This window comes from Marinobacter caseinilyticus (assembly GCF_011074955.1).
In the GTDB taxonomy this organism is placed as follows: Bacteria; Pseudomonadota; Gammaproteobacteria; order Pseudomonadales; family Oleiphilaceae; genus Marinobacter; species Marinobacter caseinilyticus.
On record NZ_WUQJ01000018.1, the window covers coordinates 353,511 to 378,564 of the forward strand.

At 55.3% G+C, this 25,054-nt stretch carries 25 protein-coding genes; 20 read left to right on the forward strand and 5 right to left on the reverse strand.

All coding sequences use genetic code 11. From position 1 onward, the window contains the following. Window positions 1–72 precede the first annotated feature (72 nt). Window positions 73–549 carry an Lrp/AsnC family transcriptional regulator gene (locus tag GRX64_RS08410; protein WP_207308755.1) on the reverse strand — a complete coding sequence of 159 codons (477 nt, stop codon included), beginning with the start codon at window positions 547–549 and terminating at the stop codon, window positions 73–75. A gap of 154 nt (window positions 550–703) precedes the next feature. Between GRX64_RS08410 and leuA the strand changes: the two genes are divergently transcribed. After that, the gene (gene leuA, locus GRX64_RS08415; RefSeq protein WP_166265924.1) at window positions 704–2,404 is read left to right on the forward strand and encodes a 2-isopropylmalate synthase; all 1,701 of its coding nucleotides are present in this window, start codon (window positions 704–706) and stop codon (window positions 2,402–2,404) included. 95 nt (window positions 2,405–2,499) lie between these two features. On the opposite strand, the gene GRX64_RS08420 is transcribed toward leuA, so the two are convergent. From GRX64_RS08420 to xseA, 3 genes are all read right to left on the reverse strand, one after another. Continuing rightward, a complete protein-coding gene (locus GRX64_RS08420; protein WP_008169155.1) occupies window positions 2,500–2,709 on the reverse strand; it encodes a cold-shock protein in 210 nt (69 codons plus the stop codon). 388 nt (window positions 2,710–3,097) lie between these two features. Beyond that, a complete protein-coding gene (locus tag GRX64_RS08425; protein WP_166265927.1) occupies window positions 3,098–4,972 on the reverse strand; it encodes a propionyl-CoA synthetase in 1,875 nt (624 codons plus the stop codon). Between the two features lie 233 nt (window positions 4,973–5,205). Next, window positions 5,206–6,582 carry an exodeoxyribonuclease VII large subunit gene (gene xseA, locus GRX64_RS08430; RefSeq protein ID WP_166265930.1) on the reverse strand — a complete coding sequence of 459 codons (1,377 nt, stop codon included), beginning with the start codon at window positions 6,580–6,582 and terminating at the stop codon, window positions 5,206–5,208. A 154-nt stretch (window positions 6,583–6,736) separates the two neighbouring features. Here xseA and guaB point away from each other — a divergent pair, with 154 nt between their 5' ends. The 6 genes from guaB to GRX64_RS08460 all read left to right on the forward strand — a co-directional run bounded on the left by guaB (window position 6,737) and on the right by GRX64_RS08460 (window position 13,224). Continuing rightward, complete coding sequence (gene guaB / locus GRX64_RS08435) at window positions 6,737–8,200, forward strand: IMP dehydrogenase (protein WP_166265933.1); 1,464 nt, start codon at window positions 6,737–6,739, stop codon at window positions 8,198–8,200. Between the two features lie 69 nt (window positions 8,201–8,269). Next, window positions 8,270–9,847 carry a glutamine-hydrolyzing GMP synthase gene (gene guaA / locus GRX64_RS08440; RefSeq protein WP_166265936.1) on the forward strand — a complete coding sequence of 526 codons (1,578 nt, stop codon included), beginning with the start codon at window positions 8,270–8,272 and terminating at the stop codon, window positions 9,845–9,847. A gap of 16 nt (window positions 9,848–9,863) precedes the next feature. Then, window positions 9,864–10,367, forward strand: a complete 504-nt coding sequence (gene tadA / locus GRX64_RS08445) for a tRNA adenosine(34) deaminase TadA (protein WP_166265939.1) — start codon at window positions 9,864–9,866, stop codon at window positions 10,365–10,367. A gap of 3 nt (window positions 10,368–10,370) precedes the next feature. Continuing rightward, window positions 10,371–11,363, forward strand: coding sequence for a UDP-glucose 4-epimerase GalE (galE, locus tag GRX64_RS08450; protein WP_166265942.1), 993 nt, complete (start codon window positions 10,371–10,373; stop codon window positions 11,361–11,363). A gap of 89 nt (window positions 11,364–11,452) precedes the next feature. Beyond that, on the forward strand, window positions 11,453–12,796 hold the full coding sequence (locus GRX64_RS08455; RefSeq protein ID WP_166265945.1) for a UDP-glucose dehydrogenase family protein: 1,344 nt from the start codon (window positions 11,453–11,455) through the stop codon (window positions 12,794–12,796). Window positions 12,797–12,804: 8 nt separating this feature from the next. Further along, a complete protein-coding gene (locus GRX64_RS08460) occupies window positions 12,805–13,224 on the forward strand; it encodes an HIT domain-containing protein (protein WP_166265948.1) in 420 nt (139 codons plus the stop codon). A gap of 1 nt (window position 13,225) precedes the next feature. Here GRX64_RS08460 and fabR read toward each other — a convergent pair whose 3' ends face one another. Continuing rightward, on the reverse strand, window positions 13,226–13,858 hold the full coding sequence (fabR, locus tag GRX64_RS08465) for an HTH-type transcriptional repressor FabR (protein ID WP_166265953.1): 633 nt from the start codon (window positions 13,856–13,858) through the stop codon (window positions 13,226–13,228). Window positions 13,859–14,163: 305 nt separating this feature from the next. Between fabR and GRX64_RS08470 the strand changes: the two genes are divergently transcribed. The 13 genes from GRX64_RS08470 to ybgF all read left to right on the forward strand — a co-directional run bounded on the left by GRX64_RS08470 (window position 14,164) and on the right by ybgF (window position 24,928). Further along, the gene (locus tag GRX64_RS08470) at window positions 14,164–14,409 is read left to right on the forward strand and encodes an FmdB family zinc ribbon protein (RefSeq protein WP_166265956.1); all 246 of its coding nucleotides are present in this window, start codon (window positions 14,164–14,166) and stop codon (window positions 14,407–14,409) included. Window positions 14,410–14,448: 39 nt separating this feature from the next. Continuing rightward, on the forward strand, window positions 14,449–16,272 hold the full coding sequence (gene aspS / locus GRX64_RS08475; RefSeq protein ID WP_166265959.1) for an aspartate--tRNA ligase: 1,824 nt from the start codon (window positions 14,449–14,451) through the stop codon (window positions 16,270–16,272). A gap of 34 nt (window positions 16,273–16,306) precedes the next feature. After that, complete coding sequence (locus GRX64_RS08480; protein ID WP_166265962.1) at window positions 16,307–17,056, forward strand: YebC/PmpR family DNA-binding transcriptional regulator; 750 nt, start codon at window positions 16,307–16,309, stop codon at window positions 17,054–17,056. A gap of 34 nt (window positions 17,057–17,090) precedes the next feature. Next, window positions 17,091–17,609, forward strand: coding sequence for a crossover junction endodeoxyribonuclease RuvC (gene ruvC / locus GRX64_RS08485; RefSeq protein WP_166265965.1), 519 nt, complete (start codon window positions 17,091–17,093; stop codon window positions 17,607–17,609). Between the two features lie 53 nt (window positions 17,610–17,662). Next, window positions 17,663–18,283 (forward strand): Holliday junction branch migration protein RuvA, encoded by a 621-nt coding sequence (gene ruvA, locus GRX64_RS08490; RefSeq protein WP_166265967.1) that lies wholly within the window; start codon window positions 17,663–17,665, stop codon window positions 18,281–18,283. A gap of 122 nt (window positions 18,284–18,405) precedes the next feature. After that, window positions 18,406–19,428 (forward strand): Holliday junction branch migration DNA helicase RuvB, encoded by a 1,023-nt coding sequence (gene ruvB, locus GRX64_RS08495; protein ID WP_166265970.1) that lies wholly within the window; start codon window positions 18,406–18,408, stop codon window positions 19,426–19,428. Next, window positions 19,421–19,843 carry a YbgC/FadM family acyl-CoA thioesterase gene (locus tag GRX64_RS08500; protein ID WP_235937572.1) on the forward strand — a complete coding sequence of 141 codons (423 nt, stop codon included), beginning with the start codon at window positions 19,421–19,423 and terminating at the stop codon, window positions 19,841–19,843. The genes ruvB and GRX64_RS08500 overlap by 8 nt, the downstream gene beginning before the upstream one ends. 48 nt (window positions 19,844–19,891) lie before the next feature. Next, window positions 19,892–20,584 (forward strand): protein TolQ, encoded by a 693-nt coding sequence (gene tolQ / locus GRX64_RS08505; RefSeq protein WP_166265976.1) that lies wholly within the window; start codon window positions 19,892–19,894, stop codon window positions 20,582–20,584. A 33-nt stretch (window positions 20,585–20,617) separates the two neighbouring features. Then, window positions 20,618–21,061, forward strand: coding sequence for a protein TolR (gene tolR / locus GRX64_RS08510; RefSeq protein WP_166266087.1), 444 nt, complete (start codon window positions 20,618–20,620; stop codon window positions 21,059–21,061). Window positions 21,062–21,137: 76 nt separating this feature from the next. Beyond that, window positions 21,138–22,118: a cell envelope integrity protein TolA gene (gene tolA, locus GRX64_RS08515; protein WP_345790069.1), complete on the forward strand. Its 981-nt coding sequence runs from the start codon at window positions 21,138–21,140 to the stop codon at window positions 22,116–22,118. A 17-nt stretch (window positions 22,119–22,135) separates the two neighbouring features. Continuing rightward, window positions 22,136–23,485, forward strand: coding sequence for a Tol-Pal system beta propeller repeat protein TolB (tolB, locus tag GRX64_RS08520; protein WP_166265979.1), 1,350 nt, complete (start codon window positions 22,136–22,138; stop codon window positions 23,483–23,485). A gap of 78 nt (window positions 23,486–23,563) precedes the next feature. Then, entirely contained in the window at window positions 23,564–24,142 is a 579-nt protein-coding gene (gene pal, locus GRX64_RS08525; RefSeq protein WP_166265982.1) for a peptidoglycan-associated lipoprotein Pal, read from the forward strand. Between the two features lie 30 nt (window positions 24,143–24,172). Then, window positions 24,173–24,928, forward strand: coding sequence for a tol-pal system protein YbgF (gene ybgF / locus GRX64_RS08530; RefSeq protein WP_166265985.1), 756 nt, complete (start codon window positions 24,173–24,175; stop codon window positions 24,926–24,928). Window positions 24,929–25,054: the final 126 nt, after the last annotated feature.

Below are 25,054 nucleotides of genomic sequence, written 5' to 3' on the forward strand. Positions count from 1 at the left end.
CATGGACGTAACGCCTCGCCGGCAACCCCTGCAAGCCGAGGCGCAAGGAGTCCGTCACCACCTCGGTGTTGGTCAACTCAAATAGCGGAGCGGCAGTGCGGAGCTGTCGATGACCCGCCTCAGAACAAAGCTGGAATGCACGCCACTGACGCCCTGAATCCGGGTAATGTGATTCAGCAGGAAGTGATGGTACTGATCCATATCCGGCACCACGACTTTGAGCATGTAGTCCGCATCCTGCCCGGTGATCAAGTAACACTCCTGAACCTCCGGGTATTCCGCGACCTTGGCTTCAAAGGTGGCAAAGCGTTCAGGTGTATGTCGGTCCATGCCAATCAGGATAATGGCGGTCAAGGCCAGGCCCAGTTTTTTATGGTCCAGGAGGGTAACGCGTTTGACGATGATGCCTGCCTTTTCCAGCGCCCGTACACGTCTCAAGCAGGGCGAGGGAGACAGTCCTACTTTGTCCGCGACTTCCTGGTTTGTGAGTTCGCCATTGTCTTGAAGCAGTTCAAGTATACTTCGGTCGATGCGATCAATTTTAATCATTGATTGAGATTTCTTTGGCATTATATGCCTCATAAAGTTAATAAAAAGGCAGAATAGATCTAAAATATCAAATTAAAGGCAAACAAAGCAATCATTGACTCTTCCCAATGCCTTAACCTATCACGAGTCATTAATTTATCGGGGAATCTGTACCATGGCTTTTGACCATCGCAAATACGTTGCCTTTAAACCTGTTGCAAAAACTAACCGGCGTTGGCCTGATCGGGTAATAACACGGGCCCCAAACTGGTGTGCGGTTGATCTCAGGGATGGCAATCAGGCTCTGGTCAAGCCCATGGGCGTGGCCCAAAAACAACGACTGTTTGAATTGCTGGTAAAGCTTGGGTTCAAGGAGATTGAAATTGGTTTTCCCGCCGCAAGCCAGCCGGATTTTGACTTTTGCCGCAAGTTGATTGAGGAAAACCGAATTCCCGCGGACGTTCATATTCAGGTACTGACCCAGGCCCGTCCCGAATTGATTGAACGCACCTATGAGGCGCTTGAAGGTGCGCAGCGGGCTATTGTGCATGTCTACAACTCGACGTCTACGGTCCAGCGCGAGCAAGTATTCGGGCTTGACCGGGAGGGTATCCGGGATATCGCAGTGAATGGCGCCCGAATCGTCAAGGCCCATGCAGCCAAACGGCCTGCAACGGAGTGGACCTTTCAATACTCTCCGGAGAGCTTCACGGGTACCGAGCTTGATTTCGCGGCCGAGGTTCTGGACGCCGTGAGCGATGTCTGGCGTCCGGACCAGGGCCAGCGCGTCATCTACAATCTGCCGGCAACGGTGGAGATGGCGACGCCAAATGTATTCGCGGATCAGATCGAGTGGATCTGTGACCACATCAAATACCGTGATCACCTCAGTATCAGTGTCCATACTCATAATGACCGGGGTTGTGGTGTCGCTGCCGCGGAACTGGCGGTGATGGCCGGTGCCGATCGTGTCGAAGGTACCTTGATGGGCAATGGTGAGCGCACTGGTAATATGGACCTGGTCACCATGGCAATGAATTTGTACTCTCAAGGCGTCGATCCCCGGCTGAATTTGTCAGGGATGGCTGAAATTACCGACGTCGTGGAAGCTTGTACCGAAATTGCCACGCACCCCCGCCACCCCTATGCCGGGGAGCTGGTGTTTACGGCTTTTTCCGGCAGTCACCAGGATGCCATACGCAAATGTCTGGCGCTGCGCGAAGACAATGATCCATGGCACGTGGCGTATTTGCCGATTGATCCACGTGATCTTGGCCGGCGGTACGAAGAAGTTGTTCGGATCAACTCGCAGTCGGGCAAGGGCGGTGTGGCCTACGTACTTGAACGGGACTACAACATAAGCCTGCCCAGGTGGTTGCAAATCGAATTCAGTAAAGTGGTCCAGCGAGAGGCCGAGACCGGAGGGGGAGAAATCGACTCACGGACTATTCACCGTTTGTTCGAAGAGCGGTACCTGAAGGTCAATCCCAGCTGGGCGCTGAAGGGTTATGACTTGCATCGAGATGCAGACGGTGTTCACGCCAAAGTCACGTTTGGGCTGGACGAAGAGCCGTATCACCTGGAGGGCCGGGGCCTGGGGGCGGTAGAAGCGCTTGCGGCGGCGATCGAGGATACCTTTAAGGTTTCGTTGGCGGTGGAAGCGTACGACGAGTTTGCCCTCGGAGAAGGCACCAATGCCAATGCGCTGGCTTGTATTCGAATCTTGATTGATGGGCAGCATTTCAGCGCTGCAGCCCTCGCCGAAGATACGACCTCCGGCACATTGCAGGCATTGCTGTCTGCGGTGGCGCAGCAGGTGGATGCAAACCCGGTTACTGCGGCAACATCGCGTGCTGACGGGATTTCCTCTCATTAGCCCGATTGCGTTAAAGCGGACACTAAAAAGCCGGCCTGAAAGCCGGCTTTAACGTATCCAATGCCCGTGAGGGGCAATGGCCGGAAAACATAACCTCAAACCGGGGTTACGTTTTCCGCCTGGGGACCTTTCGGGCCCTGGGTCACGGTAAACTGCACTTGCTGGCCTTCAGTCAGCGTGCGGAAACCGCTCGCGTTGATTGCACTATAGTGAACGAAAACGTCACTGCCACCGTCCTGGGCGATGAAACCAAAGCCCTTCGATTCATTGAACCACTTTACGTGTCCAGTTTTTGTATCAGACATTGATCTTTCCTGTATTTCTGAGATTTTTGCCCTCACGGGACCTTCAATTGTTGCGGTGTAGGCACCGCAACAACGTGTGCTGAGAAATCGAAAGAGTACTGAGGAAGGAGCAACGAAGAGCACAAACGCAGGACGTTGAAACGCTTTCACCGAATACCGCTGTCTTTTCACAGCAATTTCAGTATAGACCGTGTTCTGGGTCCGTCAACGGTTTTTTTGAAGAGGTAACTCTCCGTTTTTACTAAACTTTATATCAAAGCACCCCTATGCCACCCGTTCGGATGTGGCGTTATATGGTTTGTCTACTCTCGGCGCGTGCTGAAGCTCAAGGAGACCGGGCTTTGAGCCATCGCGCAGCTGTATCAATACGGGTGCTCACTGCAAAGCGTCAGTGTTTGAGGTGTTGGCTGATCTCCTCCAGAATTGCGGGATCATCAATGGTTGAGGGGACCGAGTAGGATTCACCATCGGCTATCTGCCGTATGACCCGACGAAGTATTTTTCCGGATCGGGTTTTGGGTAGCCGATCCACTATCAGGGCCTGGCGAAAATAGGCAACCGCACCAATCCGGTCCCGAACCATATCGATCAACTCTTCCTCAAGCTCGTCCTGTGTGATTGTCGCGCCGTCTTTAACAATGACCAGGCCAAGTGGAACCTGCCCCTTGAGCTCGTCACGCGCTCCGACCACGCAGCATTCAGCAACGGCAGGATGAGCCGCGATCACTTCTTCCATTTGGCCGGTGGACAAGCGGTGGCCCGATACATTGATGACATCATCCGTGCGTCCCATGATAAAGACATAGCCGTCTTCGTCAATGTAGCCGCCGTCGCCTGAACTGTAGTAGCCGGCTACCGGTTGGAGGTAGGTTTTTACAAAGCGAGTGTCATCACCCCAGACCGTTGTCATACACCCCGGTGGCAACGGCAGTTTAACGACGACTTGCCCCTGGTCGCCTTGCCGCGCCGGTTGCCCTTTGTGGTTTACGACCTGAACGTTGAAGCCTGGAGTCGGTACGGTGGGAGAACCGGCCTTTACAGGTAGCGCTTCGATACCGATAGGGTTGCAGCAGATGGCCCAGCCGGTTTCTGTTTGCCACCAATGGTCCAGCACCGGCAGCCCCGTATGTTCCGTGAGCCAATCGTAGGTCGGAGGATCAAGTCGCTCACCGGCAAGGAAAATAGTTCTTAATGAACGGGTGTCGTATTGTTTGAGTTTATCGGCTTCCGGATCCTCTTTTCGGACCGCCCGAAACGCGGTTGGGGCCGTGAATAACAGGTTCACTTTGTGATCCTGGCAGACGCGCCAAAAGGCTCCGGCATCGGGAGTCTTGACCGGTTTCCCCTCAAACAGCACGCTGGTGCAGCCGGAAAATAAAGGTCCGTAAACGATGTAGCTGTGACCCACGACCCAACCCACATCGGATGCGGCCCAAAACACATCACCGGCTTTGGCACCATACACGACGTTCATGCTGTATCGCAGCGCAACGGCATGTCCGCCGTTGTCACGAACGACACCCTTTGGCTTGCCGGTTGTGCCCGATGTGTAAAGTATGTAGAGCGGATCCGTGGCCTTGACCGGCACCGCGCCTGTCGGCTTGGCGTTTGCCATCAGTTGATGCCAATCATGATCGCGACCGGGAGTCAGCTCTGCTGTGACCTGGGGGCGCTGGAATACGACACAGTACTCTGGTTTGTGGCTGGCCATCTCGATGGCGTCGTCGACCAGAGGTTTGTAAGCAATGAGTTTTTGGACTTCGATGCCGCAGGAGGCAGTAACGATCGCCCTGGGCGTTGCATCATCAATGCGGACCGCCAGCTCGCGCGCAGCGAAACCACCAAACACCACGGAGTGCACGGCGCCGATACGGGCGCACGCCAGCATGGCTATGATGGTCTCGGGAATCATGGGCATGTAAATGATGACCCGGTCGCCTTTCTCAACGCCCCGGTCCAGCAGAGCGCCGGCGAAAAGCGCCACCTGATCTGTTAACTCGCGGTACGTGAGGTGGGAAACCTGACCGGTGACGGGAGAGTCGTAAATGATCGCTTTCTGGTCACCTCGGCCGGCTCGGATGTTGGCGTCAAGTGCCACGTCCGAGCTGTTGAGCGTGCCATCTGGAAACCACTCGCCATGACCGTTGCTTTTAGGCTGCCAGATTACAGAGGGCGGGGTCATCCAGTTGATGAGCTCTGACTGTTCCCGCCAGAAATCGTCGGGATGCTCTATCGAGCGTTGAAACTCGGAGTGATAGCCCATTCGTCCACCTCTTTCGCCGTGTCATGACTTATGATTTTTTTTTATGGTGTGACTTATGACTTTAGGCATTGTGAAAACCACGGCTACTAGACCATAGGCTAAGAGCTCGAAAGGAAGGCGCAGTGCGGGCTGGCGAGCGCCCGGCAGCACTGGCAATTCAGCCAGTGAAGACCCGCTCAGGTGTCCTTGGCGTAATGTGGCAGGCTAAGGAACGCAGGGGCTTGCGTGAGGCATTAAAACAGCGTGGTCTGGTTCCCGTGGTCGTCCTGGTGGGTACGGATGACGGATGCGTCTACGGTGCCATTCGCCAGCCTCGCGGTGAGGGTGTCGCCGGGTTTCAGGTCCGCTGCGTTCCGGACAACGGCCTGATGTTCCGTTTGAACAATCGCATAGCCGCGCCCCAGGGTCGCCAGTGGACTGACGACATGCAGTGTCTGGCTGAGGTGACTCAGACGTTCCTGATGCCGGGTAAGTTGCCGTTGCATGCCCGTGTGTAAGCGTTCTGAGGTTTGAGCCAGATTGTGGGCATAGACACCTAACTGACGGGCGGGGGACTGCATGGCCAGCCGGTTCTCGAGATTTTCGGTGCGTGTGCGTTCGCGCGTCAGGCGCTGTTGAATGCCGGCGCGCAAACGCAATTCCAGCTCGTCCAGTCGCTGCGCCTTTTCCATCAGCTCGCGACGGGGGTCGCGAAGCCGCGCGCCGAGATGCTCAAGCTGCACACTCAGCTTCCGTATAACGGCCTGCATCGACTGCTTTAGTCTAAGCTCCTGGCGGTTTAGCTGTCGGAGCCAGTCGAGTTGGTCGGGTGACAGGCTTTCTGCCGCGGCAGAGGGTGTAGGCGCCCTAAAGTCGGCGACAAAATCGGCGATGGTGAAGTCAACTTCGTGACCGACTGCACTAACGGTCGGCAAGCGACAGTTTGCGATCGCTCGAGCCACTTTCTCATCGTTGAAACACCACAAGTCCTCCAGCGAGCCGCCGCCTCGGCCAATAATCAAAACATCGGCTTTGCCGTGACGTTGAGCCAGCTCAATGGCGGCAACTATGTCGGCTGAGGCTGCAGCACCCTGCACTGCGGTGGGGTAGAGGGTGATGGGTATAGCTGGAAACCGTCGGGCCAGCACGGTCACTATATCGTGGATGGCGGCGCCGGTTGGCGATGTCACCACGCCGATATGGCGAGGCACATCGGGTATTGGCTTTTTACGGGCCTGGTCAAATAAACCTTCTGACTGGAGTTTCTGCTTGAGCTCATCAAATGCCTGCTGGAGTGCGCCGGCGCCGGCTGGCTCGATATGCTCTGCAATAATCTGATAGTCGCCGCGATTTTCATACAGGCTCACCTTACCGCGAATGCGGACTTGATCGCCTTCCTTCGGAAGGGTTCGGATGCGTTGGTTGAAGCTGCGGAACATGGCGCAACGAACCTGGCATTTGGCGTCTTTGAGGGTGAAGTACCAGTGGCCGGAACCCGGGCGTGAAAAGCTGGAAAGTTCACCGACCACCCAGGCCTGCATGAAGCTGGTTTCAAGCAAATGTCGGACTTGATGGTTGAGCTCGCTGACCGTCAGTGCCCCCGGTCGGGCAGGAATCGCAGGTATATCCATAAAATATAGGGAATTTCCGAAAGGGCTAATGTATCAAAAATTTATAAAAAACATAAAGATGCAGTGTATGGGCTGAACTGTGCCGGTTTACTGTGAACCGCCACGGATTTATAATACGTCGATTAAACTTAGCACGTTCAAAAGGCGGGTCCCAATGTTGCGTATTGCCGAAGAAGCCCTCACATTTGATGATGTCCTGCTCATCCCGGGATATTCAGAAGTTCTGCCTCATCAAGTTAACCTCAAGACCCAGTTGACTCGGGGCATTGCGTTGAACATTCCGCTTGTTTCGGCGGCCATGGACACTGTCACTGATGCCGACCTCGCGATCGCCATGGCCCAGGAGGGCGGCATCGGCATCATGCACAAAAACATGAGCCCGGAGCAACAGGCGTCGGCAGTCCGCAAAGTCAAAAAGTACGAAAGTGGTGTGGTTAAAGACCCCATCACGGTATCTCCGGACACCACCGTGCGAGAGTTGCTTGATATTACCACCGCCAACAATATTTCGGGACTCCCTGTTGTGGCCGGTCGCGATCTCGTTGGTATTGTGACAGGTCGCGATATTCGCTTTGAAAGTCGGCTTGATACCCGTGTCTCCGATATCATGACGCCGAAAGAAAAACTGGTGACAGCCCCGGAAGGCGCTGATCTGGAAGAAGTTAAAAACCTGCTGCATCGCCACCGAATCGAGAAGGTGCTGGTGGTCAACGACGAATTCGAGCTGAAAGGACTGATTACCGTCAAGGACATTCAGAAGGCGAAGGATTATCCACTTGCCTGCAAGGATGAGCAGGGTCGTTTGCGGGTTGGCGCTGCAGTGGGGACCGGCAGCGATACCGAAGCGCGGGTCGCTGCTCTGGTAGAGGCCGGTGTGGATGTCATTGTGATTGACACGGCTCACGGTCATTCCAAAGGTGTTATTGATCGGGTTCGCTGGGTGAAACAGACTTACCCTGAAGTGCAGGTCATTGGTGGCAATATCGCAACGGCTGACGCCGCCATTGCGTTAGTCGAGGCGGGCGCTGACGCGGTCAAGGTCGGCATCGGCCCGGGTTCGATCTGCACGACCCGAATTGTGGCCGGTATCGGTGTGCCTCAAATTACGGCGGTATCCAATGTCGCAGCCGCACTGAAAGACCATGGTGTGCCGTTGATTGCTGACGGCGGGGTCCGCTTTTCCGGCGATATCGCCAAGGCCATCGCCGCGGGCGCGTATTGTGTCATGGTTGGCGGCCTGCTGGCCGGCACCGACGAAGCGCCGGGCGAAATTGAGCTGTTCCAGGGCCGGAGTTACAAAGCCTATCGTGGCATGGGCTCAATTGGCGCGATGGGGCAGGGTTCAAGTGATCGTTACTTTCAGGATGCCAGCAAGGGCGTGGACAAACTGGTGCCAGAGGGCATTGAAGGACGGGTCGCCTGTAAAGGTCCGATGCGCAACATCGTGCATCAATTGATGGGTGGTTTGCGGGCGTCGATGGGCTATACCGGCAGTGCCTCCATGGAAGACATGCGCACCAAGCCGCAATTCGCCCGAATCACCAATGCCGGGATGCGTGAAAGTCATGTTCATGATGTGACCATCACCAAAGAATCCCCCAATTACCGCGTCGGCTGATTCAGCGCAACCACTTCTGCGCGGTTCAGGCTATGGAACCGCGCTGCATAACACTGACCTGAGGATCTCATGGCCCAGAATATCCACGACCACCGCATCCTGATTCTTGATTTCGGCTCCCAGTACACCCAATTGATTGCCCGCCGAATTCGGGAAATCGGTGTCTACTGCGAAATCAAAGCGTTTGATATCACCGACAGCGAGCTCAATGATTTCAACCCCAAAGGTATTATTCTTGCCGGTGGCCCTGAATCGGTCACCCAATTGGGTGGACCAAGGGCGCCGGACGGCCTGTTCGACCGGGGCATTCCGGTACTGGGTATTTGCTATGGCATGCAGACTATGGCGGAGCAACTCGGGGGCAAGGTGGCCAGCTCCGATAAGCGTGAATTTGGATACGCCCAGGTCAAGGTCCGCGCGGAAGGGACGTTGCTGAGAGACATCAAGGATCATCTCACCAGTCAGGGCGATTCCTTGCTGGATGTCTGGATGAGTCACGGCGACAAGGTTGTCACCTTGCCTGAGGGGTTTGAGCTTCTGGCCTCCTCTGAGAGTGCGCCGATCGCGGCCATGCAGGACCTGAGTCGCCAGCTCTATGGCGTGCAATTCCACCCGGAAGTGACTCATACCCTTCAGGGTCAGCGCATTCTGGAGCATTTCGTCCAGGACATATGCCAGTGCGAGGCGCTGTGGACGCCGGCCAAAATTGTTGATGACGCGGTGCGTCAGATCCGGGACCAGGTAGGTTCCGACAAAGTATTGCTGGGACTGTCGGGCGGCGTTGATTCGTCAGTGACGGCGGCCTTGCTGCACAAAGCGATTGGTGACCAGTTAACCTGCGTGTTTGTCGACAATGGCTTGCTGCGCCTGCATGAGGGCGATCAGGTGATGGACATGTTCGCCCGTAATATGGGCGTCAAAGTGATTCGATCCGACTCCGAAGAGCTGTTTTTGTCGCGCTTGAAAGGTATCAGCGATCCAGAACAAAAGCGCAAGGTAATCGGCAATACCTTTATTGAGGTGTTTGACGAGGAAGCAACGGGCATTACAGACGTCAACTGGCTTGCGCAAGGCACTATTTATCCGGATGTTATTGAGTCCGCCGCGGCCAAAACCGGTAAAGCGCATGTGATCAAATCGCACCACAATGTCGGTGGTTTGCCCGAGACCATGAAGATGAAGCTGGTCGAGCCACTGCGGGAGCTGTTCAAGGATGAGGTTCGGCGCATTGGCCTTGAGCTTGGGCTGCCGTATGACATGGTTTATCGCCATCCTTTCCCGGGGCCCGGTTTGGGTGTCCGAATCCTGGGCGAAGTGAAAAAGGAATACGCTGAAATCCTCCGTCGTGCCGATGCTATTTTCCTGGAGGAGCTTCATCGGGCGGATTTTTATCATAAAACCAGTCAGGCATTTGCGGTTTTCTTACCCGTGAAGTCCGTCGGTGTGGTCGGTGATGCCCGTCGTTATGAGTACGTGATAGCGATCCGGGCCGTTGAAACCATCGATTTCATGACCGCCCGCTGGGCACGACTGCCGTATGACCTATTGGAAACCGTTTCAAATCGGATCATCAATGAAATTTCCGGAGTGTCTCGCGTGACCTACGACATCTCTTCCAAACCCCCAGCTACCATTGAGTGGGAGTGACGCAGGTCGTTAAAAAATGACGGATGCGGACGATGACTATTGGATGAGTCGGGCTCTCGCCATGGCCAAGATGGCGGGTGACCGTGGCGAGGTACCGGTCGGTGCGGTGGTGGTGAAATATGGCCGCGAAATCGGTGCCGGTTCCAATGCGCCAATTGGCGACTGCGACCCCACGGCGCATGCGGAAATACGAGCATTACGTGATGCAGCCCGCCGAGTGGGAAATTATCGTTTGTCAGGTGCTACACTTTACGTGACGCTGGAGCCCTGCACGATGTGCGCGGGCGCCATCGTGCATAGCCGGATCTCCTGCTTGGTGTTTGGTGCGAGAGAGCCCAAGGCGGGCGCGATCGTGTCCATCCGCCGGACCCTTGAAGAGGCGGCATTCAACTGGCGAGTGTCCGTTCGGGAAGGAGTGATGGAAGCACCTTGCAGGCGTATGTTGACCGATTTTTTTGCTGCGCGGCGAGAGCAGATACGCCGACAGCGTAACGCCAATTCAGGGACAGATCAGGGGTAAGCGATGAAAGTGCTTGTAACCGGTGGGGCGGGATACATTGGCAGTCATGTCGTACGCCAGTTGGGTAAAGCGGGCCATGACATTGTTGTGTTTGATAATCTGTCCACGGGCTATCGCTGGGCCGTCACGTGCGGTGAGTTGGTGGTGGGGGACCTTGCTGATGAAACGGCCGTTGACGGCGTATTCAGTAGCCATCGGTTTGATGCAGTGCTGCATTTTGCCGCCAACATTGTGGTGCCGGAATCCGTCTCTAACCCCCTCAAGTATTACAGCAACAACACCCGAAATACCTTAAACCTGCTCCAAGCCGTTGCGCGACACCAAACCTCGTATATGGTGTTTTCCTCCACCGCTGCCGTGTATGGCATGCCAGAAGAAACCGTGCTGGCTGAAGAGCGGCCGCTCGCACCAATCAATCCTTACGGTGCCTCGAAGATGATGAGTGAGCGGATGATCATGGATTACGCCGCCGCGTCCTCGCTCAACTATGTGATCCTGCGCTATTTCAATGTGGCCGGTGCCAATCCGGACGGGCTGTTGGGTCAGGCCACCCCGGAGGCAACGCACCTGATCAAGGTGGCTTGTGAATGCGTAACCGGTCAGCGACCAGGCATGAGTGTCTTTGGAACCGATTACGCCACGCGGGACGGCACCTGTGTTCGCGACTACATTCACGTGGAGGACCTCGCCAAGGCGCATGTGATGGCGCTGGACTATATGGCCAATGGTGGCAAGTCGAACGTGCTGAATTGCGGTTATGGCCGTGGCTTCACGGTGCAGGAGGTCATTGACGTGGTCAAGCGCCTATCCGGTGTCGACTTTCCCGTTGAAAGGACCGGCCGCCGCGCGGGTGATCCCGAAGCACTGATGGCGGATAATCGGAAGATCGTGAATACCTTGGGCTGGACTCCGGATTACGACAATCTTGATACCATCGTAGGGACGGCTCTGGCTTGGGAAGACAGTTGGTTGGCCCGTCGTCAGAACGATCGTTAACGGGCTGTGTCGGCGTGGACGTCTAACAAGCGTGAGCCGGCTGTGAACCGGCGGCAAATCAAAACTATGGAAAGGTTTGAGAAAAAAGCATGAAAATCACGATATTTGGTACCGGATACGTAGGGTTAGTGACAGGCGCCTGCCTGGCGGATGTGGGTCACGACGTGCTTTGCATGGACGTGGATGAGGGCAAAATCCAAAAGCTGGAAAATGGCCAGATACCTATTTACGAACCAGGCCTTGAGAACATCGTAAAGCACAATGTTGAGTCGGGCCGCCTGACCTTTACCACCAGTGCCGAAACGGCCGTTGCGCACGGTGTGCTGCAGTTTATTGCGGTTGGAACGCCTCCCGATGAAGATGGCTCTGCGGATCTGCAGTATGTGACGGCGGTGGCGCGATCCATCGGCCAGAATATGACCGAATACAAAGTGATTGTTGATAAGTCGACGGTGCCGGTAGGCACGGCAGATAAGGTGCAGGCCGCCGCCAGGGCCGAGTTGGACCGTCGAGGTGTTGAATTTGGCTTCGATGTAGTGTCCAACCCTGAGTTTCTCAAGGAAGGCGCTGCCATCCATGATTTCATGAAACCGGACCGGATCGTTGTTGGCACGGACAGCGAGCGTGCGCGGGAATTGTTGCGGGAGGTGTATTACCCCTTTAATCGCAACCATGACCGGATGATCTACATGGATACCCGCTCGGCTGAGCTCACGAAGTACGCCGCGAATGCCATGCTGGCCACCAAAATCAGCTTCATGAATGAGATCGCCAATCTGTCTGAGCGGTTGGGTGCGGATATTGAATCGGTTCGTCGGGGTATTGGTTCGGACCCGCGTATCGGTTATCACTTCATTTATCCTGGCTGCGGGTATGGTGGCTCCTGTTTTCCCAAAGACGTGACAGCGCTGGCCCGAACGGCCAGGGATTGCGATTACAATGCGCGTTTGCTCGCCGCGGTAGACGAAGTGAACTCCGCGCAAAAGCATGTGTTGTTCGATAAGGTGAGTCATTATTTCCAAGGTGACGTCCGGGGCAAGGTAATCGCGCTGTGGGGGCTCTCGTTTAAGCCCAACACCGACGATATGCGAGAGGCGTCTGCCCGGGCATTAATGGAAGACTTGTGGGCAGCCGGCGCGCGCGTCCAGGCGTTTGACCCGGAAGCCATGGAAGAGGCACAGCGTATTTATCGGGATCAGGAGAGCCTGCAGCTGAGTGGCACCAAAGAGCAGGCGCTGAAAGGTGCCGATGCCTTGGTGATTTGTACCGAATGGAAAGAGTTCCGGTCTCCCGACTTTGCCAATATAGCGTCGACGCTGAAGGAGCCCGTGGTGTTTGATGGTCGTAACCTTTACGAGCCGCAGATGCTGGCGCGTTACGGTCTGACCTACTACGCCATCGGCCGCGGCCGTAACCAGTTTTACGCAGGCTGAGGGCAGCGATGTCTTTTCAACTTCATGAACGGCTCGCCGCCGATACGATCAGTCTGGGCCGCACGGAGTTGTGCGAGTTGCGTCTGATGAATGATTCGTCCTGGCCCTGGGTGCTGCTGGTTCCGCGCCGCCCGGATATCCGTGAAATCTACGAACTGTCGGAGGCGGACCAGATACAGTTGCTTAAGGAGTCGTCAGCGCTCGGTCAGGGTATGATGGCGGTATTTGCCGGGGACAAGCTGAATGTGGCCGCGCTGGGCAACATGGTGCCGCAATTGCACCTTCACCATATTGTACGATTTGAAGGTGATTCAGCCTGGCCGGGGCCGGTTTGGGGCAAGCAGGCAGCGATGCCCTACACGGACGATATGTTGCAGCGCCAATTCGAACGGTTCGAACCGATTCTGGCGGCGGTCAGAAACTGCTAGTTTACCGCTGAGACGGGTCGGTTGCGTACTTGGCGAGGGTTTGAGCGCCAACCAAGATCATACGCAATTCGGTTTTTAGTTTGGCTTTCAGTACTTCCCGGTGTTTGGCGGAAGCATCCAGCGCTTCCGCGCCGTGGTTAAAAACCAATGTGACCATGGCCTCTGCCACCAGGCGTGCGTCGTACAGTGGTTTTTGCTGTTCGTCAGCAAATCGGCGCAGATCATCCGCAAGCTCAGTGACGAAGTGATCAATTTCAGCCTGTATGGCGGTTCGGAAGGTTTTGGAAACGCCCGTACGTTCTCGAAGCAACAATCTGAAAAGATTCGCGTTGTTGCCCAGATATTCCATGAATGTCTCAACCGACGTATTGATCGCGCTGCCATTGCGAGCGATGCGCTTGCGGGCCTGCCGCATGAGTTGTCGCAACGCCAGGCCGCTTTCGTCCACCAACGCCAGGCCAAGTTCATCCAGTTCCGCAAAGTGCCGGTAAAACGATGTCGGTGCAATGCCCGCTTCGCGTGCCACTTCGCGAAGGCTCAAGCTGCTAAACCCGCGGTCGGCGCTTAACTGGGCCAGAGCGGCGTCCATCAAAGCGCGGCGGGTTTTCAGTTTTTGCTCGGCTCGGGCTGACAATGAAATTCTCCACTGTAAGTAAAAGGGCGGCTCATTCTAGCGTCCGAGCGTCACTGCGTCATCTTTGTCCCTAACCCCTTGCCTGGGCGGGCTCAATGCCGTCCTCAAAATTCAATCAAACAGAGGCCCTGATTTTAAGGTCGATTGTGTTTATAATGACCGGCTTTTTAGAGGGTCCGCCAAAACCTGAGCGTTCGTTGTCATTTCAGCGACCACCACAGTGACTCAAGGCGGTATCGGATGATGTGAGTAGGGCTGGGTTCGAGACCGAATGCCAGTGTTGTTTATATTGTGGGGTACAAAAGATGCCGATTTACGAATATGTGTGCGACGACTGTGGTTTTGAGAAAGACGTTATCCAGAAAATGAGCGATAAGCCACTGACTGACTGCCCGTCTTGTCAGACCGCCAAGTTCAGGAAGCGGATATCCGCAGCGGGTTTCCGGCTGTCCGGCACCGGTTGGTACGAAACCGATTTTAAAACGGGGGCGAAAAAGAACCTCGCCGATAAGGGCACCTCAAAAACGTCCTCAGAATCAGCTGCAGGCTGATAACACATTCATACGAATACAGAAACAGCGGGAATGGGTATGCGCAGTCATTATTGCGGTGGAATCAACGAATCTCACATTGATCAGGACGTCACATTGTGTGGCTGGGTCCACCGACGCCGCGACCACGGCGGTGTTATTTTTCTCGACCTTCGTGATCGGGACGGCATTTCGCAGGTCGTTTTTGATCCGGATACACCCGACAGCTTCTCGTTGGCTGAGAAAGTTCGCAGTGAATTTGTGATACAGGTTACGGGTCGCGTTCGCCGCCGCCCGGCAGGCACTGAGAATGCGAACATGCCGACGGGCCAAGTCGAAGTGCTGGGCACCGCAATGACCATTCTCAACGCCGCTGCAACCCCTCCGTTCCCGTTGGATGAGCACGTCGACGTTGGTGAAGATGTACGCCTGCGTTACCGCTTTGTTGACCTCCGGCGCCCGGAGATGCTGAACCGCCTGCGTTTTCGCTCAAGAGTTACCAGCTACATTCGTAACTTCCTGGACCGTAACGAGTTCATGGATGTCGAAACGCCGATCCTGACTCGCGCCACACCGGAAGGTGCGCGGGACTATCTGGTGCCAAGCCGGACCCAGGAAGGCTCATTTTTTGCGTTGCCGCAATCCCCGCAGCTTTTCAAACAGCTGCTGATGGTGTCCGGTGTCGACCGTTATTACCAGATCGCCAAGTGCTTTCGGGATGAAGATCTCCGAGCTGATCGTCAGCCTGAGTTCACTCAGATTGATATTGAAGCCTCATTTGTCGATGAAGAAAGCCTCATGGGAATGACTGAGTCGATGATTCGCGAGTTGTTTCGCGACGTCCTCCAGGTTGACCTGCCCGAGTTCACGCGCATGGCGTATTCCGAAGCCATGAAGCGTTACGGCAGCGATAAGCCGGATCTTCGTATTCCGCTGGAATTGATTGATGTGGCCGACTTGGTGTCCAGTGTCGACTTCAAGGTGTTTGCCGGCCCGGCCAAAGACCCGAAAGGACGCGTGGCGGGCTTGCGGGTGCCCCGCGGTAACGAACTGACGCGCAAGCAAATTGACGAATACACCAAGTATGTCGGTATCTACGGCGCCAAAGGCCTTGCCTACATCAAGGTCAACGACCTGAGCAAAGGCGCGGAAGGTTTGCAATCTCCCATTATTAAGTTCCTCGGTGACGACGTCGCTCTGGCCGTGATTGAGCGGGTAGGCGCGGAAGACGGAGACCTCGTGTTCTTTGGCGCTGACAAGACCACGGTGGTCAATGAAGCGTTGGGGGCACTGCGGATCAAACTTGGTCACGACCTGTCGTTGTTGACATCGGAGTGGGCGCCAATGTGGGTAGTGGACTTCCCCATGTTTGAAGAGACATCGGACGGTGGGCTGCACGCCATTCACCACCCGTTCACCGCACCTTCCTGTACTTCGGAAGAACTGGCGGCGTCGCCGGAAACCGCACTATCCAGAGCCTACGACATGGTTCTCAACGGTACCGAACTGGGTGGCGGCTCCATTCGTATTCATGACGAATCCATGCAGCAGGCTGTGTTCCGTATTTTGGGCATCGATGAGGAAGAGGCGCGTGCCAAGTTCGGGTTCTTGCTGGATGCGCTGAAGTACGGATGTCCTCCACACGGTGGTTTGGCGTTCGGTCTCGACCGATTGGTTATGCTGATGACGGGGGCTTCCTCCATCCGCGACGTGATCGCCTTCCCGAAAACGCAAAGCGCCACGTGCCTGATGACGCAGGCGCCAGGGGCTGTGGATGAGAAACAATTGCGGGAGCTGCATATTCGCTTGCGCAAACCGGCCACGAAGCCGTCGGCCAGCGCTGTCGAGACCAGTAACGAAGGCGAGGCCAACAGCGAATCCTGACCGGGCTCACAAAGCAAGTGATTTGGAGTGATGTATGGCGGGTCATAGCAAATGGGCCAATATCAAGCACCGCAAAGCGGCGCAGGATGCCAAGAAGGGCAAAGTGTTCACCAAGATGATCCGTGAGTTGACGGTCGCGGCCCGGCAGGGCGGCCCGAATCCGGCGGACAACCCGCGCTTGCGGACCATCATGGACAAGGCCCTGACCGCCAACATGAAAAAAGACACCATGGATCGTGCGATTGAGCGCGGTGCCGGGAGTGGTGACGATACCAATTACGAAGAGCTGACATACGAAGGCTATGGCCCGGGCGGCGTTGCGATTTATGTCGAAGTCATGACCGACAACAAAAATCGGACGGTTGCGGACGTCCGGCATGCGTTTAGCAAACAGGGTGGCAACCTTGGAACCGACGGCTCGGTCGCTTACCTGTTCAGCAAGCAAGGTATTATTACCTTCGGACCGGGTGTTAACGAGGAACAACTTATGGAAGCCGCGCTGGAGGCCGGTGCGGAGGACGTCGCTGAACAGGACGACGGCAGTTATGAGATAGTGACGAGCCCCGACCAATGTCTGGATATCAAAGAGTCCCTGGTCGCCGCCGGCCTGGTGCCTGATAGTTCAGAAGTCACGATGGTGCCGTCAACGTGGGCGACACTGGACTTTGACACAGCGGAGTCTGTGCTGAAGCTGATTGACACCCTGGAAGATCTGGATGATGTCCAGAACGTTTACTCCAACGCGGATATCCCTGACGATGTAATGGACGCCTTGAACGGCTGAATTCGTCTTATGCACTGATCATCGAGGAGCGTATGTGGCGATCATACTCGGAGTGGATCCGGGCTCACGTATTACCGGCTATGGGTTGATCCGATGTGAGGGGCGCCGCACGGAATACCTCGATAGTGGCTGTATTCGGGTGGGTGAAAAGCCGATGGCGCAACGCCTGCAAACAATATTTCACAGCCTTGCGACGCTGATCGGCGAGTACCGTCCGGACGAGTTTGCCATCGAGCAAGTGTTTATGGCGCGAAATCCGGACTCGGCACTCAAACTCGGACAGGCCAGGGGTGCGGCTATTGTGAGTGCCGCCAACAGCGGCCTGGCCGTCTTCGAATACTCGGCCCGTCAGGTTAAGCAGGCGGTGGTGGGCAATGGTGGTGCTGATAAGGCGCAAGTCCAGCACATGGTTCAGACGCTGCTTAGCCTGTCACGCAAACCCCAGGCTGATGCAGCCGATGCTCTGGCCATCGCCTTGTGCCATGCGCACATGAACCAGAGTATTAGTCGGATATCCGCCGGAAGCCGTGTACGGGGTGGTCGCGTTCGCTGACATGCCCCCTTTGTTGTTGGTAACACAGGGTCCATCCCCAAAGGAGAATTCATTTGATTGGTCGAATCCGCGGGCTGCTTGTCGAAAAATCTCCTGGTCAGGCGCTCATCGAGTGTGCCGGTCTTAGCTATGAAGTCGATATTCCTTACACCACGTTTTTCCACCTGCCAGATGCCGGGCAGGAGTTAACCCTTCATACCCACTTTTCAGTGCGCGAAGACGCCCACAGCTTATTCGGCTTTGCGGCACGCCTGGACCGTGATTTATTCCGACTATTAATTAAGGTTAACGGGGTAGGTCCCCGGCTGGGGCTGGGCATTCTTTCTGGCCTCGATGCGCATCAGTTCATTCGGTGTGTCGAGTCGAAAGACACCAACTCGCTGGTCAAGCTGCCTGGGGTTGGTAAAAAAACTGCGGAACGGTTGCTGATCGAGATGGCCGATCGCATTGGTCAGTTGGAAGGGCAGTTTACGCCGGGCAGCGCACCCGGCTCTCAATCCGCGCCAGCCGTCACTGTCGCCCATCGTCCGGAAGACGAAGCGGAGGCTGCGTTGATCGCTCTGGGGTATAAACCCCAGGAAGCGGCCAAGGCGGTCAGTAAAGTTGCAAGCGGCGGATTGAGCCGCGAAGAGCTAATCCGGCTTGCTCTTAAGAACATGATTCCAGCCGGTTAATGCGCAAAGCACTGGTGGTCTTTCTGTCGAGAGCGTAACGTGACAGTCAAATCGCCCCTTGTACAATACGTCGTCTAAGGAAACATAAGAGCCAATGTCGATCTCGAGTTGTGGGCACATAGATGATTGAATCGGACCGTCTAATATCCGCTCAGCCGGGGCAGTACGAGGAAGTTCAAGATCGGGCTATTCGGCCTGCGTTACTGACCGAATACGTTGGCCAGCCGTCCGTGCGGGAGCAGATGGAGATTTTCATCTCAGCTGCCCGGGGCCGTGAGGAGGCGCTTGATCATGTGCTGATATTTGGCCCGCCGGGATTGGGCAAAACAACACTGGCCAATATCATCGCCAATGAAATGGGCGTTGCGATCAAGACAACGTCCGGGCCGGTGCTGGAGAAGGCCGGTGATCTGGCGGCGATGCTGACCAATCTCGAAGAAGGCGATGTGCTTTTCATCGACGAGATCCACCGGCTCAGCGCGGCGGTTGAAGAAGTGCTGTACCCGGCGATGGAAGACTATCAGCTTGATATCATGATTGGCGAAGGTCCTGCTGCAAGGTCCATTAAGCTGGATCTGCCACCCTTTACCCTGGTGGGGGCTACAACGCGGGCAGGCTTACTGACGTCACCCCTGCGGGATCGCTTCGGCATTGTGCAGCGTCTTGAATTCTACAACACCGCCGATTTGACACACATTGTACAGCGATCCGCCAGTCTGTCCGGTGTCAGTCTCGAGCCTGGTGGTGCGCTTGAAATTGCCCGGCGCTCAAGGGGTACGCCCCGAATCGCAAACCGCTTGCTGCGACGGGTAAGGGATTATGCGGAAGTGCGTGCAGACGGCTTGATTAGCGAACAGATCGCTGATCAAGCCTTGAATATGCTGAAAGTAGACAGCCAGGGCTTTGATCACATGGACCGACGCCTGTTGTTGGCAATGATTGAAAAGTTTGATGGTGGACCGGTTGGAGTGGAGAGTCTGGCGGCTGCGATCAGTGAAGAGCGGGGCACTATAGAAGACGTGCTTGAGCCCTTTCTGATTCAGCAGGGCTATATGCTACGAACCCCACGGGGGCGGATGGTGACCTCTCACGCGTATCTGCATTTTGGCCTGGAAGCCTCTGGCCAGGGGGATGTTCGTGACTGATAACGCTGTTCACGACAATGGCTTCCGTTTACCGGTCAGGGTCTACATTGAGGATACCGATGCGGGTGGTATTGTATTTCATGCCAAATACCTGCATTACATGGAGCGAGCTCGCACGGAGTGGGTGCGCAGTCGTGGCGTTGGATTGAGGCAGGGGCTGACCGACAATGTCAGTTACGTAGTGCAGCGTTTGTCCATCCATTACGCCGTGCCTGGTAAACTTGACGATCAGTTGGAGGTTACGGCCGACCTTGTTCGTTGTGGGCGGGTCTGGATGGAGTTCGATCAGAAAGTAGTAAGACAGACCGATGGCGTACTGCTCGCCGAGGCGACAGTAAAAATTGCCTGTATTGCCTTGGACAGTGGTCGTCCGCGAATATTACCCGATGCGATGCGAGAACTGGTTGCCGAATAGCGACACAGGGCGTCGACCCAAATAACCGGAATAAGCCAGGAGTAAACGGTGGATTCAGAACTTTCAGTTTGGTCTCTTATTGCCAACGCGGGTTTGCTGGTACAGCTTGTAATGTTGTTGTTGGCGCTGGCGTCCATTATCTCCTGGGCATTGATCTTTCAGCGCCTGCAGGTGTTTCGTAAAGCTAAACAGGCGCAGCTGGCGTTTGAAGAACGATTTTGGTCGGGTATGGATCTGGGTCAGCTTTATCGGGATGTGAACGCCAATCCGACGCCATTTTCTGGCATGGAGGCGGTCTTTCGGGCCGGATTCAAAGAGTTTTCCCGCCTGCGCCAGCAGAGTCGCGATGCGGATGCTGTTATGGAAGGAGCCCAACGGGCAATGAGGGTGGCGTTTTCCCGTGAGCAGGAACGCCTCGAAATGCATTTGCCGTTCCTGGCAACCGTTGGCTCCACCAGTCCTTATGTCGGTCTCTTCGGCACCGTGTGGGGCATTATGAATTCATTCCGAGGGTTGGCGCAGGCCCAGCAAGCCACGCTCGCAACGGTTGCTCCCGGTATCTCGGAAGCGTTGATCGCAACGGCAATGGGTCTGTTTGCGGCGATTCCGGCGGTTATCGCGTACAACCGTTTTGCCTCAATCTCAGATGCATTGTTGAAAAACTACGAAACCTTTGCCGAGGAATTCTCCAGCATCTTGCACCGCCGTGTTCACAACAGTGAAAAGACCGCGGTCGCTTGAACCTGATCGCTTGAAGGGAGAACGCGTGTGAGCATGAAAGGTATGGGGATGATGCCCCACGAACGCCGCAAACCGATGTCGGACATCAATGTGGTTCCGTACATCGATGTCATGCTGGTGTTGCTGATTATTTTCATGGTGACAGCACCCATGTTAACCCAGGGTGTCAAAGTGGATTTGCCCAACACAGTGTCGGATCCGATTCAGGCGGAGAAAGACGTAGAGTCGGTTATCGTCTCGGTAGATACCAACGGGGCTTACTATTTGGAAGTGGGTGGAAAGGGCAGTGATCCCATGGCCCTGGAAGAGATCCAGACGAACGTTCAGAAGATCCTGTCTGGACGGAGTCGGAATGAAGTGCTTGTACGCGGGGATGAGAACGTTGATTACGGCGTTGTGGTCCGCTTGATGTCGGTGTTGCAGGCGGCAGGTGCATCAAGTGTCGGCTTAATTACCGAGGACACAAAGCTTGAGTAGGGGTTAATGGTTGGTGACTGATCAAGATCGAGAACAGACCACGAGCACAGGCCGGCCTGCCTGGAAGTCGCCTGTCGTGCTGTCATTGGTGCTACACAGTTTGATTGTGGGGGTGGCGCTGGCAAGTTGGAGTTGGAGTTCGCCAGTCAGTGAGCCGCCACCAAGAAGCATCTCAGCGCGTCTGATCACTAATCAGCCACCGCCACAAATGCAAGAACAAGCGCCACCCAAAGCGGCCCCCCAACCGAAACCTGAGCCTGATAAAAAAGCTCAGGAAGAGGAAGTCAAACGTAAAGCCGCGGAAGAGAAAGCACGACAGATTGAGGCGGAGCGGGTGAAGCAGGAGGAGCGGCAGAAAAAGGAAGCGCTTGCCGCCAAAGAACGCGAGCAGAAGGCCCGGGAAGCCAAACAGAAACAGGCGGAAGCGGCGCGAATCAAAGCCGAAGCTGAGGCCAAAGAGCAAGCTCGCAGAAAAGATGAAGAGGAACGCAAGCAGCGGGAGGCGGAGGAGGAGCGCAAGCGACAGGAAGCCGCCCGAGTGGCTGCCGAGGAAGAGCAACGCAAAAAAGAAGCAGCAGAGCGTAAGCGTAAAGAGGAAGAAGCGAAAGCCAAGCGAGAGGCTGAAGCCAAGCGACGCGAGGCTGAGCGCAAATTGCGTGAGCAGCAGCTGGAGGCATTGGCTCAGTCGTCACGAGAGTCTCTCGAGGCAGAGCGACGTAAAGCCGAGGCGGCCGTTGCCGCCAGAGCAAGAGAAGCTCAAATGATGACAGAGACTGAAAAATACAAGGCGCTGATAGCCCAGAGAATTAAGGAAGCGTGGTACAAGCCACCGTCTGCGACCGAGGGAATGACGGTGAGAATGCGCTTGACTCTGTTGCCTACTGGCGAATTGACCTCCGTCACCATCACTGACAGTAGCGGCAATGCGGCGTTTGATAACTCTGGTTTGAGTGCCGCACGAAGTATCAGTCGCTACCCGGTTCCAGAAGAACGCGATACGTTCGAAAAGTACTTCCGACAACTCACGCTTGAATTTACGCCTGAGGGGCTGAGATAACCATGGATTTTGAGACTATGAGCAATCGAAAAGCAGCACGCCAAGAGTCTGGCGCCTCTCGGTTCGTGAGTCTTCGAGGTATCTGGCGATGGCTGTCTGCCAGTTTGCTTGCGATATCGTTTGCGCTGCCAGTGCAGGCGGAACTGCTGATCCGCATCACCGAAGGGGTGGATGCAGCAATTCCGTTAGCCGTCGTGCCCTTTTCAAAGTCGGGGGATTTCCCGGCAGGTGACGATGTCGGTGATATTGTACGGGACGATCTGACCATGAGTGGCGAATTCAAACCATTGGCCGCCAGCAGAATGCTTAGTCTTCCGTCCCGCAGCGAAGACGTTTACTACCGTGACTGGAAAATGTTGGGTCAGCGTTATCTCCTGGTGGGTGAGCTGACGCTTGAGGCGGGCAAGGTCAACGCGCGGTATGAGTTATTCGATGTGAATACCGAGAAACGCCTTCTGGGTGAGACGTCATCCGCACCCTTGAAAGGTATGCGTGGACTGGCTCACCACATCAGTGACAAGGTGTATGAGGCGATCACAGGCATACCGGGGGCGTTTTCTACCCGGCTGGCATTTGTGACTCTGGAAACCGGTGGTGGTAAACGAATTTACAAACTCCAGGTCAGCGATGTGGACGGCCAGCGAGCCAGCGTGCGGCTTGAAAGCAATGAGCCCATCCTGTCGCCGGCTTGGTCACCGGATGGCAAGAGTCTGGCCTATGTTTCTTTTGAAACAGGACGACCAGCGGTTTATATCCACGAATTATCCAATGGTAAACGGACCATGATTGCGTCCTTTTCGGGGCTGAACTCTGCCCCCGATTGGTCTCCTGATGGACGATCTTTGTTGTTGACGCTGTCTAAGGATGGCAACGCCGAAATTTATAAAATGGATATTGCCTCACGCTCGCTTAAGCGTCTGACCAATCATTGGTCTATCGACACTGAAGGTAACTGGGATGCCAAAGGGCGCGGGTTCCTGTTTACCTCGGACCGGTCGGGTGGGCCCCAGGTATACCTCAAAACTTCCGAAACAGCTGAACCAAAACGACTCACCTTTGGCAGTCGGTATAATGCCAGGCCTCGCTTTGGTCCGGAGGGCAAATATTTCTATTATGTCCATCAGCGCGATGGCTCGTTCCATATCGCCCGCATGAACATCGAGACTGGTAACGAGACGATACTAACGAAGACGAACCTGGATGAATCACCCAGCGTGTCTCCGAATGGACGTCTCTTGATCTACGCAACCAAGCAAAACGATAAGAGCGTATTAACCGTGATTTCATCGGATGGTGGAGCCAATTATACGCTGCCGGCGGCCATAGGTGACGTTAGGGAGCCGGCCTGGTCGCCAATGCTAAACTGAGTCAAAAAAAGTCAACCCAGGTCCTCGGACGCTGGGTTGGAACACTGAGTCATACACACTGAGCAAGAAGGAAAGAAAATGATGTTATCGATGCAACATAAAGCGTTCGCCCTGGCACTGTCTCTGAGCGTACTGGCCGGCTGTAGTTCAACTGGCGATACCATGGAAGATGAAGGTTATGGTTCCGATGTATCTGCAGTGGATCAAGAAGGCGGCAGCACTGTCTACGGTGGCGACGACGGCAGTGGCGTTTCGTCGACTGGCCTGACGGACTCCGAGCGTTTGGAAGCCCGTGAGCAGGCTCAGAAAGCCGAAGCAGCAGCAATGCGGAAAATCACCACGTTCTACTTCGATTTCGATACCGCGGAAATCAACTCCGAGTCCCGCGATGTGTTGATTGCGCATGCCGCCTTCCTGGCCTCCAGCCCACGCACAAATGTTCGCCTGGTAGGTCACGCAGATGAGCGCGGCACCAAGGAATACAACCTGGCACTAGGTGAGCGCCGTGCCAACGCGGTCCAGCGCTTCCTGGTTGTTAATGGGGCTTCCCGTGACCAGCTCGAAACCGTAAGCTACGGGGAAGAAAGTCCAGCGGTCTCGGGATCGACTGAGAGTGCCTGGGCTCAGAATCGCCGCGTGGAAATGATTTTCCAATAAGTACTGGCGCTCTAACCAACAGGATCAACCATGAGACATATCCTCATGGCGACAGTCGCGCTATCGCTTGCCGGTAGCGCGCTGGCGCAATCAACTGCACCGGTGTACCAAAACAACCAGTCTGAGGCGCAACGCAAGGCCGGCGGTAATCAGGCCAATGCCGAGTTATTCTTCATGATTGAGCAATTGCAGGGTGAAGTTCGGCGCTTGCAAGGTGAACTGGAAGAGCAGCGTTATCAGCTCAATCGATTGTCAAAGCAGTCGAAGGAGCGATATATCGATCTCGACCAGCGACTGCTGGACGTATCGAAAGAGCTGCATGCCGCGCCCAAGCCGTCAGACGGTTCGGTCGGTTCCAAAGGTGTAACGACGCCGGCGACAGTGGAGAGCCGACAGTATCGCCAGCCATCGGAAGAAGAGCGGCAAGCTTACCAGCGAATCCAGGCATTGATTCAAGAAGATAAGAATTATGATGCGGCCATTGACGGCTTGTATGCCTTCATTTCTGAATATCCCGAAGGTGACTTGACCGTCAATGCCTATTATTGGCTGGGAGAGGTTTATTTGGTCAAGCCTCAACTGGAGCAGGCCAAACAAGCATTTACCATCGTTGCGACTAGGTTTTCTGACCATCGCAAGGCGGCGGATGCGGTCTACAAATTGGGCCTGACCTACGATCGCATGAAAGACGTTACCGAAGCCAAAAAACGCATGAGGGCCGTGGTGTCGGATTACCCTGGAACTCAGGCAGCGACTTTGGCGGAACGGTATCTGAATTCAAACTGAAACACCGGGCGTTGAAATAATCCCTCAAAGGGGTTGAAGCGCGGCGAAAAATCCGTACTATATGCGCCTCGCTTGGGTCGTTAGCTCAGTTGGTAGAGCAGTTGGCTTTTAACCAATTGGTCGATG

Coding starts and splice junctions, on each gene's coding strand:
- tolB (WP_166265979.1), top strand. CDS start 22,136: ATGAGCAATCGAAAAGCAGCACGCCAAGAGTCTGGCGCCTCTCGGTTC.
- GRX64_RS08420 (WP_008169155.1), bottom strand. CDS start 2,709: ATGTCTGATACAAAAACTGGACACGTAAAGTGGTTCAATGAATCGAAG.
- GRX64_RS08410 (WP_207308755.1), bottom strand. CDS start 549: ATGATTAAAATTGATCGCATCGACCGAAGTATACTTGAACTGCTTCAA.
- guaA (WP_166265936.1), top strand. CDS start 8,270: ATGGCCCAGAATATCCACGACCACCGCATCCTGATTCTTGATTTCGGC.
- GRX64_RS08470 (WP_166265956.1), top strand. CDS start 14,164: ATGCCGATTTACGAATATGTGTGCGACGACTGTGGTTTTGAGAAAGAC.
- xseA (WP_166265930.1), bottom strand. CDS start 6,582: ATGGATATACCTGCGATTCCTGCCCGACCGGGGGCACTGACGGTCAGC.
- aspS (WP_166265959.1), top strand. CDS start 14,449: ATGCGCAGTCATTATTGCGGTGGAATCAACGAATCTCACATTGATCAG.
- pal (WP_166265982.1), top strand. CDS start 23,564: ATGATGTTATCGATGCAACATAAAGCGTTCGCCCTGGCACTGTCTCTG.
- ruvB (WP_166265970.1), top strand. CDS start 18,406: ATGATTGAATCGGACCGTCTAATATCCGCTCAGCCGGGGCAGTACGAG.
- guaB (WP_166265933.1), top strand. CDS start 6,737: ATGTTGCGTATTGCCGAAGAAGCCCTCACATTTGATGATGTCCTGCTC.
- GRX64_RS08460 (WP_166265948.1), top strand. CDS start 12,805: ATGTCTTTTCAACTTCATGAACGGCTCGCCGCCGATACGATCAGTCTG.
- tadA (WP_166265939.1), top strand. CDS start 9,864: ATGACGGATGCGGACGATGACTATTGGATGAGTCGGGCTCTCGCCATG.
- GRX64_RS08455 (WP_166265945.1), top strand. CDS start 11,453: ATGAAAATCACGATATTTGGTACCGGATACGTAGGGTTAGTGACAGGC.
- leuA (WP_166265924.1), top strand. CDS start 704: ATGGCTTTTGACCATCGCAAATACGTTGCCTTTAAACCTGTTGCAAAA.
- GRX64_RS08480 (WP_166265962.1), top strand. CDS start 16,307: ATGGCGGGTCATAGCAAATGGGCCAATATCAAGCACCGCAAAGCGGCG.
- ybgF (WP_166265985.1), top strand. CDS start 24,173: ATGAGACATATCCTCATGGCGACAGTCGCGCTATCGCTTGCCGGTAGC.
- tolR (WP_166266087.1), top strand. CDS start 20,618: ATGAAAGGTATGGGGATGATGCCCCACGAACGCCGCAAACCGATGTCG.
- GRX64_RS08425 (WP_166265927.1), bottom strand. CDS start 4,972: ATGGGCTATCACTCCGAGTTTCAACGCTCGATAGAGCATCCCGACGAT.
- galE (WP_166265942.1), top strand. CDS start 10,371: ATGAAAGTGCTTGTAACCGGTGGGGCGGGATACATTGGCAGTCATGTC.